Here is a 7,366-nt window from a genome sequence, read left to right as displayed (position 1 = left end):
GGTCGTACAGGATGAAGGCCGAGAAGATGCCGATCGCGACCACCGACAGCGTGATCATCAGCGCGCTCGACTGGATGAAGAAGTTCGCCAGGCCCGCGACCAGCAGCATCACCGCGCCGATGAACAGCCACTTGCCCATCGAGGACAGGTCGCGCTTGATGACCGATGACAGCGTGGCCATGCCGAGGAAGATCACGCCCGTGCCGGCGAACGCCGTCATGACCAGGCCGGCGCCGTTGGCCAGGCCCAGTACCTGGCCGACCAACCGAGACAGCATCAGGCCCATGAAGAACGTGAAGCCSAGCAGCACCGGCACGCCGGCCGACGAGTTCTTGGTCTTCTCGATCGCGTAGATGAAGCCGAAGGCACCGGCCAGGAACACGACCAGGCTGATGCCGGGCGACATCGCGCGGGCGATGCCGGTGGAGACGCCGATCCAGGCGCCCAGCACGGTGGGCAACATGGACAGCGCCAGCAGCCAGTAGGTGTTGCGCAGCACGCGGTTGCGCTGCGCGGCGGATGCGACGCTGCCGAAGCCGTTCGACGCATCCAGGGTTTGCAGGTGTTGGCTCATCAGAGTCCTCCGGTGACGGTGAGCGTGAAAGATAGTCGCCCTGACACTTCGCGTAAATTCGTATTTCGTGAGCAATGCCTTCGAGAAAACCGCATGATGTCGGCATGAACTACAAGCACCTGCACTACTTCTGGGCCACCGCCCGCGCCGGCGGCGTGATGCGCGCCGGCGAGCAGCTCAACATCACGCCGCAGACGCTGTCCGGCCAGATCAAGCTGCTGGAAGAGCGCCTGGGCTGCGCGCTGTTTCGCAAGAGCGGCCGCCGGCTCGAGCTGACGGAGGAGGGCAAGACGGCGCTGGGCTACGCCGACCAGATCTTCGGCCTCGGTGCCGAGATGGAAGCCGCGATCGGCGAGGCGCGGGCCGGCGGGCAGGTGCTCGACTTCCGGGTCGGCATCGCCGATTCGGTGCCGAAGTCGATCGCCTACCGCCTGCTCGAGCCCGCACTCGACATCCCGCAGCACGTGCGCCTGCTGTGCCACGAGGGCAAGTTCCCGGACCTGCTGGCCCAGTTGGCCATCCAGCGCCTGGACCTGGTGATCGCCGACGAGCCGATGAACCGACAGATGAGCGTCAAGGCCTTCAACCATGCGCTCGGCACCACCGCGATGAGCTTCTTCTGCACGCCGTCGCTGCTGAAGAGCCTGGGCCGCGAGTTCCCGGCCAACCTGGAGGGCGCGCCGATGCTGCTGCAGGGCGCGCAGTCGGCGATGCGCAAGCGCATGGACCACTGGTTCGCCGAGCAGGGCGTGCACCCGCGCACGGTGGGCGAGTTCGACGATGCCGCACTGATGAAGGCCTTCGGCCGCGAAGGGCGCGGCGTCTTCATGTCGCCCGCCGTGCTGGAGCAGGAGACCTGCGAGCAGTACGGCGTCAAGGTGCTGGGCCGCACCGACCAGCTGGTGGAAGAGTTCTTCGCGGTGTCGGTGGAGCGGCGCATCAAGCACCCCTGCGTCGCCGCGATCACGCAGGCGGCGCGCAGCCGGCTGTTCGGCGGCGCCTGACACCGCCCGGCGTTCAGTTCCGCGGCACGAGCTTGTGCAGGTCGGCGGCCAGCTGCGCGGCCCGCACCAGGTCGGCCGTCCGATGCCCTTCGGTGAACCGCGCCTGGACCGAGTCGACCAGGTCTTCTGCCTCGCCGGGACGGCCGCCGTCGGCGAGCAGCCCGGCCAGGCTGAGCGCCGCACGCAGTTCCAGTGCCAGCGCACCTTGTCGCCGCGCCAGACCCAGCGCCTGCCTGAAGAGCAGCTCGGCGCCCGGACCCGCATCCCGGCCCAGCAGCTCGCCCTTGATGCGAAGCAGCTCCGGCAGGAACCAGCGTTCGGCGGTCTGCTCGCACAGCGCGAGGGCGTTGCCAAGGGTCGCCAGCGCGTCGCCGCGCCGGCCCGCCAAGGCCTGGCCGCGGGCCAGTGCGGCGCTGTAGAACGACTGGCGCAGGCCATAGCCCGACGCGCGCAGCTTGCCGAGCAGGGACTCGAACTCGTCGATGCAGGAGACGTCGCCGCGCTCGATGCCGATCATGCCCTGCAGGCAGCGGCTGAGCATGCACCAGACGCTCAGCGCATGCTGCCTCAGGTGCGCGCGCAGGCGCAGCATCAGCGCGTCGGCGGCGTCGAGGTCACCGGTGTAGAGCGCGATCGGGATGGCCGTGTGCCCCAGCGCATTGCACAGCGAGACCGGGTGGCTGGCCGCCTGCGCACCCTCGACCGCCTCCTGCGCGATGCGCACCGCCTGGTCGGCCAGTCCCTGCAGCCACAGCACGTTGGCCATCGTGCCGCGCGCGACGACGCGCTGGTCGAACTGGAAGCGCGAGATGTCCGCATGCTGCACCGGGTCGGCGTAGGCCCGCAGCACCTTGTCCAGGCGTGCGCGAGCGCTGCCCTGCCGGCCGAAGTAGTGGAGATTGGTCGCGATCAGGCGCTCCGCGCCCAGCCGGTCGGCGGCATCGCCGTGCCGGCGCGCCACGATGCGCAGCCGGCGCAGGTAGTCCAGCGCCGCGCGGTACTGGCCCGCAAAGACCAGGTGGACCGACAGGCCCCACAGCGTGCGCAGCTGGAACGCAGCGTCGCCGGTGTCGTCGGCGTCGCGCAGCGCCGCCTTCCACAGCGCCTCGGTCTCGGGGCGCGGCCCGCGGGTGTAGAGCGTGGCCAGCGCCAGCGCGGCGGCCAGGCGCATGCGGTCGCGCACCRCCGGCAGCGGCTGCCCGCTGCCGGCGGCCAGCGCCCGTTCCGCGCTGTCGCGGCACTCATCGAGCAGCGACAGCTGCGTCCACAGCGGGATCGCGCACACCGTCAATGCGATGCCCAGCCGCGCGTCGCCGTCGGGGGAGAAGGCCCAGGCCAGCGCACCGCGCACGTCGTCGACGCGGTGGCCGTGTGCGGCCACCCAATCGGCGCTGTGCTGGTGGCGCGCCTCGCGCTCGACGCGCGCCAGCACGTCGACCAGGTGCTCCGCATGGCGCCGGTGCAGTTCGCGCGACTCCGCGCTGTCCTGCAGCTTCTGCGCGGCGAAGGCGCGCGTGGTGTCGAGCAGCCGGTAGTGGACCTCGGAGCCTCGCACGTCGGCGCAGAGCAGCGACTTGGCCGTCAGGCTCTCCACGGCCGCCACCATGTCGCAGTCGCTGCCGGCCAGCGCGGTGGCCGAGGCGAGCGTGAACGAGCCGGCGAAGACGGCCACGCGGCGCAGCGCGATGCGGTCGTTGGGCGCCAGCAGGTCGTGGCTCCAGGCCAGCGCCGCGGCCAGGCTGCGGTGCCGCGGCGCGGCACCGCGCTGCTCGAGGCCGAGCAGGCGCAACCGGTCTTCCAGCAGCACGGAGAGCTCGCGCAGCGTGAAGGCCTCGACCCGGGTCGCGGTCAGCTCGATGGCCAGCGCGATGCCGTCCAGCCGGTTGCAGATGTCGGCGACGATGGACGCGTCCGCATCGGACAGGGTGAATCCGTCGAGGCAGGCCGCGGCAAGCTGCACGAACAGCTCGACGGCAGGAAAGGCCAGCGCCTCGTCGGCCGTGAGGTGCGCGTGCGGCGGCGGCGCCGGCAGCGGTGCCAGGCGGTGGACCGTCTCGCCGCGGATGCGCAAGGGCTCGCGCGTCGTCGCCAGGACCAGCACGCCGGGGGCGCCGGCAACGATGCGATCGACCAGCGCCGCCGCCGCTTCGAGGACATGTTCGCAGCCGTCGAGTACCAGGACCAGCCGGCGCTGGCGAAGCGCCGAGATCAACGCGTCGCCAGCGTCTTCGCCATAGATCGCGATGCCGAGCGCGTTGGCCACCGCCATCGGCAGGAAGCGCGGATCGGCCAGCGTCCCCAGGTCGACGAAATGCGCACCGTCCGGAAGGCCGTCGGCGAGTGCCGAGGCAACAGCCAGCGCGACGCTGGTCTTGCCGATGCCGCCGGCGCCGGTGAGCGTCACCATGCGCCGCGCGGGCAGCGCGCGCACCAGCGCCGAGACGAGCTCGGCACGCCCGACCAGGCGGGTGGCGGATTGCGGCAGGCCGCTGCTGCGCGCGCGATGCGGGTTGCCGTCACCGCCGTCGGCGTCCATGCAGCGCACCGGCGCGACGAAGCGATAGCCCAGCCCGGTGACGTTGGCGATGTAGCGGTGACCGGGCCGGCCATCGCCGAGCGCGCGGCGCAACGCCGCGACCGTGACCTTCAGGTTGCTCGGCTCGACCACCGTGCCGGGCCAGGCGCGGGCCATCAGGTCGCGCTTGGTGACGAGGGCGCCGGGCGATTCGACGAGCGCGCACAGGACTTCGAGGGCCCGGCTGCCCAAGCGCACCGGCGTCTCGCCTTCGAGCAGCAGCTGCTGCTGCGCCAGCAGGCGGAACGACCCGAACGAGAAGACCCGGTTGGCGGACGCAGGCAGGCGTTCGGTCACGGTGCGGGCCGGCTCAAGGCTGTTCGATGCCGGCAGCCTGGATCAGGCGCTTCCAGTGGCGGCGGTCGGCGGCGACGAAGGCCGCGACCTCGCGGCGCGGCATCGGCGGATACGGGATCAAGCCTTTCGCGGCCAGCGCCTGCTGCACCGCATCGCCGGCCAGCGTTGCGGCGATCCCGCGGTTCAGCAGGTCGAGCATCCCCGCCGGCGTTCCGGCCGGCGCGAACCAGCCGTTCCAGGTCGACACGTCGAACGCCTGCCCGAGCAGGCTGGCGACGCTTGCGACGCCCGGCAACCACGGCAGGGCGCGGGTGTCGCACGAGGCCAGCACCACCAGCTTGCCGGCGGCGACCAGCTGCGACACCGAACTCCACGAGTCGATCATGAACGTGATGCGGGCCGCCACGAGGTCGGAGGTGGCGAGCGGGCCGCTGTAGGGAATGTGCGCGAGCCCGGCGATGCCCACTTTGCGGGCGAACAGCGCCGCGGCGATGTGGCTGGCCGTGCCGCTGCCGTAGGACCCGTAGCTGCTGGTCGTCTCGTGGCGGCGCAGGTGGGCCACTAGTTCGTGCAGCGTCCCGATGCCCGCCAGCCGGCCGGTCACCACCACGAGCGGCTGCCGCACGGTCAGTGCGATCGGCGCGAAGGCCTTGTCGGGGTCGTAGGGCAGGGCGGGGAAGAGGTGGGGATTGATCGACAGCGGCGTGGCCGTCGTGTAGAGCAGTGTCTTGCCGTCGGGCGCGGCGGCCGCGACGGACCGCGCGCCGATGGTGGCGCTGGCGCCGGGCAGGTTCTCGACGACGAACCGGCTGCCCAGCCGGGTGCCCAGGTCCGCCGCGAGCAACCGGGCGAGCTGGTCGGTGGCACCGCCCGGCGCGAAGGGGACGACGACGGTGATCGTGTCGCCCGCCAGGCCCGCCGGCCGGGCCCGGCCGGGCAGCGGCAGTGCCAGGGCGGCGCCGGCCACCGCCTTGAGCGCCTGCCTGCGCGAAACGTCCGTGAGGGGCAATCCGATGGTGCGCATCGCTCGAGCCGAGAAGTACCCGCGTTCAGCAGGGATGCATTCTCGCTCAGTGCATCTTCGGCGCCACCATCTTCTGATGCGTCATGTCATCGGACGGCGCGTTGCCGGCGGACAGGAAGGCCCGGCACCGGGCCCTGGTCACTCGAGCGATCGCAGCAGCTCGACCTGGCGGTCCGACAGGAGCGGAAGGATGCGCTGGACCACCAGGGCCTGGTAGTGCGCCGAGCCGCGGTGTGCCTCGATCGCGGGCATGTCGCGGTAGCGCTCGACCAGCAGCAGCTCGCCGAGCGTGTCCGTGCTGCGGAAGACGTCGTAGCCCAGGCAGCCCGGCTCCGCGAGCGTGGGCGGGCGCAGCTCGGCGACCAGCGCCAGCACGTTGTCGACCGTGCCGGCCTTGGCCCGCCAGCGCGCGACGACGGTGATCGGGCCCGCTGTGCTCACCGGCGGTCCTTGCGCAGGGCCTCCACGATCGCCAGCGCGAGCGGTCCGGCCGACGCCGGGTTCTGCCCGGTCATCAGCCGCCCGTCGACGACGACCTTGGGCTGCCAGACCGCCGTCGACTCGTACTTCGCACCCTCCTCGACAAGCGCGGTCTCCAGCGAGAACGGCACGTCGTCGCTGGCGTAGCCGTTCTCTTCCGCATTCGAGAAGGACGTCAGCCGGCGCCCGCGCACGAGCGGCGTGCCGTCTTCCAGCGTGACGCCCAGCAAGGCACAGGGGCCGTGGCAGACGGCCGCCACCACCATGCCTGCGTTCCAGGACCGGGTGACCGCGCGCTTGACGTCCGGATCCTTCGCGATGTCCACCATCGGGCCGAGCCCGCCGGGGACGAAGACGGCGTCGTAGTCCAGCACGTCGACCTCGGCCAGCCTGCGGCTGCGCCCCATCCTGCGGATCGACTTGCTCGCCCGAAAGGCGCGCTGCGCGGCGTCCTTCTCGTCGAAGGAGTCCTCGGGCGGCTTGCCGCCCAGGGGCGTCACGTACTCCACCGCGATGCCGGCCTGGTCGAAGACCTCGAACGGATGGGCCACTTCCGCGAAGAAGTAGCCGGTGGCGCGCTGGTGCGGACCGATCACGGCCGCGTTGGTCACGATGAACAGGACGTGCGGGACGCTCATCTCGATCTCCTTGGCGGCTCAGTGCGGCATGTTCTCGAACTGCGGCAGGTCCAGCGGCCTGGCCCAGGCGAGGCGGCGCTTGGTGAACATCTCCAGCATCGGTTCGATGCCTGCCGGCTGGTCCAGGCTGCCGAGCGTGACGAAAACCGCTCCGGGGAAGCTCTCCAGGTTCGTGGAGAACACCCGCGCGCCGCACTCGGGGCAGAAGTTCCGGTCCAGTCCCTTGCCCGACTGGGCGATGTAGTGGAACGCCTTCGGCTGGCCGCTGATCAGGGTGAAGTCGCTCTCCGGCACGCCGAAGAAGGTGGCGGCTTCGCCGCCGGTTGCCCGCTTGCAGTCCAGGCAGTGGCAGATGGCGACGAAGTCGGGATCGGTATCGAACGCGAACTTGACGCTGCCGCAGGCGCATTGCCCCGTGTGCTTCCTTGCCATGCGATGCCCCATCGATTGGATGCCACCGAGTTTAGGAAGGCGCGCCGCGGCGGGTGGTTAATTCGGGTCAAACGATGGCGGGGAAATTGACCCCGCTTTACCACCGGTAGGTCGCGCTGGCGACGATGCGCCGGCGCTGCCCGAACCAGCAGTCGCCGCGCGCCAGGCAGCTGGCGACGTACTCCTTGTCGGCCAGGTTGTTGGCGTTCAGCGCGAAGCGCCAGCGGGGCAGGTCGTAGGCGACCATCGCATCGAACAGCGTCACCGCCGGCACCGTCGGGCCGCCGGCCACGCCGGTGCCCGAGCTGCCGACGCGACGCACGCCGGCGCCGGCGCGCAGGC

The 7,366-nt window shown here is 71.2% G+C and carries 7 protein-coding genes and 1 pseudogene; 1 reads left to right on the top strand and 7 read right to left on the bottom strand.

Features of this window, described 5'->3' with window-relative positions; translation table 11 throughout:
• On the bottom strand, nucleotides 1–574 hold a 574-nt coding region (locus AC1DYN_RS30895; protein ID WP_477966348.1), incomplete at its 3' end, for a Bax inhibitor-1 family protein.
• Nucleotides 575–678: 104 nt separating this feature from the next.
• Between AC1DYN_RS30895 and nhaR the strand changes: the two genes are divergently transcribed.
• A complete protein-coding gene (nhaR, locus tag AC1DYN_RS30890) occupies nucleotides 679–1,578 on the top strand; it encodes a transcriptional activator NhaR (protein ID WP_477966346.1) in 900 nt (299 codons plus the stop codon).
• A 13-nt stretch (nucleotides 1,579–1,591) separates the two neighbouring features.
• Here nhaR and AC1DYN_RS30885 read toward each other — a convergent pair whose 3' ends face one another.
• The 6 genes and pseudogenes from AC1DYN_RS30885 to AC1DYN_RS30860 form a co-directional block, all read right to left on the bottom strand.
• Nucleotides 1,592–4,450 carry an ATP-binding protein gene (locus tag AC1DYN_RS30885; protein ID WP_477966344.1) on the bottom strand — a complete coding sequence of 953 codons (2,859 nt, stop codon included), beginning with the start codon at nucleotides 4,448–4,450 and terminating at the stop codon, nucleotides 1,592–1,594.
• A gap of 13 nt (nucleotides 4,451–4,463) precedes the next feature.
• Nucleotides 4,464–5,474: a Bug family tripartite tricarboxylate transporter substrate binding protein gene (locus tag AC1DYN_RS30880; protein WP_477966342.1), complete on the bottom strand. Its 1,011-nt coding sequence runs from the start codon at nucleotides 5,472–5,474 to the stop codon at nucleotides 4,464–4,466.
• A gap of 138 nt (nucleotides 5,475–5,612) precedes the next feature.
• Entirely contained in the window at nucleotides 5,613–5,915 is a 303-nt protein-coding gene (locus tag AC1DYN_RS30875; protein WP_477966340.1) for a putative quinol monooxygenase, read from the bottom strand.
• Nucleotides 5,912–6,592, bottom strand: a complete 681-nt coding sequence (locus AC1DYN_RS30870) for a type 1 glutamine amidotransferase domain-containing protein (RefSeq protein WP_477966338.1) — start codon at nucleotides 6,590–6,592, stop codon at nucleotides 5,912–5,914. The genes AC1DYN_RS30875 and AC1DYN_RS30870 overlap by 4 nt, the downstream gene beginning before the upstream one ends.
• A gap of 18 nt (nucleotides 6,593–6,610) precedes the next feature.
• Entirely contained in the window at nucleotides 6,611–7,036 is a 426-nt protein-coding gene (locus AC1DYN_RS30865; RefSeq protein WP_477966336.1) for a GFA family protein, read from the bottom strand.
• A gap of 85 nt (nucleotides 7,037–7,121) precedes the next feature.
• A pseudogene (locus AC1DYN_RS30860) lies at nucleotides 7,122–7,366 on the bottom strand (TonB-dependent siderophore receptor); the annotation flags it as partial.

The sequence above is a fragment of the Rhizobacter sp. P2_D12 genome (assembly GCF_056404395.1).
Note: the sequence above shows the minus strand (reverse complement) of the source record. Positions and strands in the feature narration are given on the sequence as shown.

Coding starts and splice junctions, on each gene's coding strand:
- nhaR (WP_477966346.1), top strand. CDS start 679: ATGAACTACAAGCACCTGCACTACTTCTGGGCCACCGCCCGCGCCGGC.
- AC1DYN_RS30880 (WP_477966342.1), bottom strand. CDS start 5,474: ATGCGCACCATCGGATTGCCCCTCACGGACGTTTCGCGCAGGCAGGCG.
- AC1DYN_RS30870 (WP_477966338.1), bottom strand. CDS start 6,592: ATGAGCGTCCCGCACGTCCTGTTCATCGTGACCAACGCGGCCGTGATC.
- AC1DYN_RS30865 (WP_477966336.1), bottom strand. CDS start 7,036: ATGGGGCATCGCATGGCAAGGAAGCACACGGGGCAATGCGCCTGCGGC.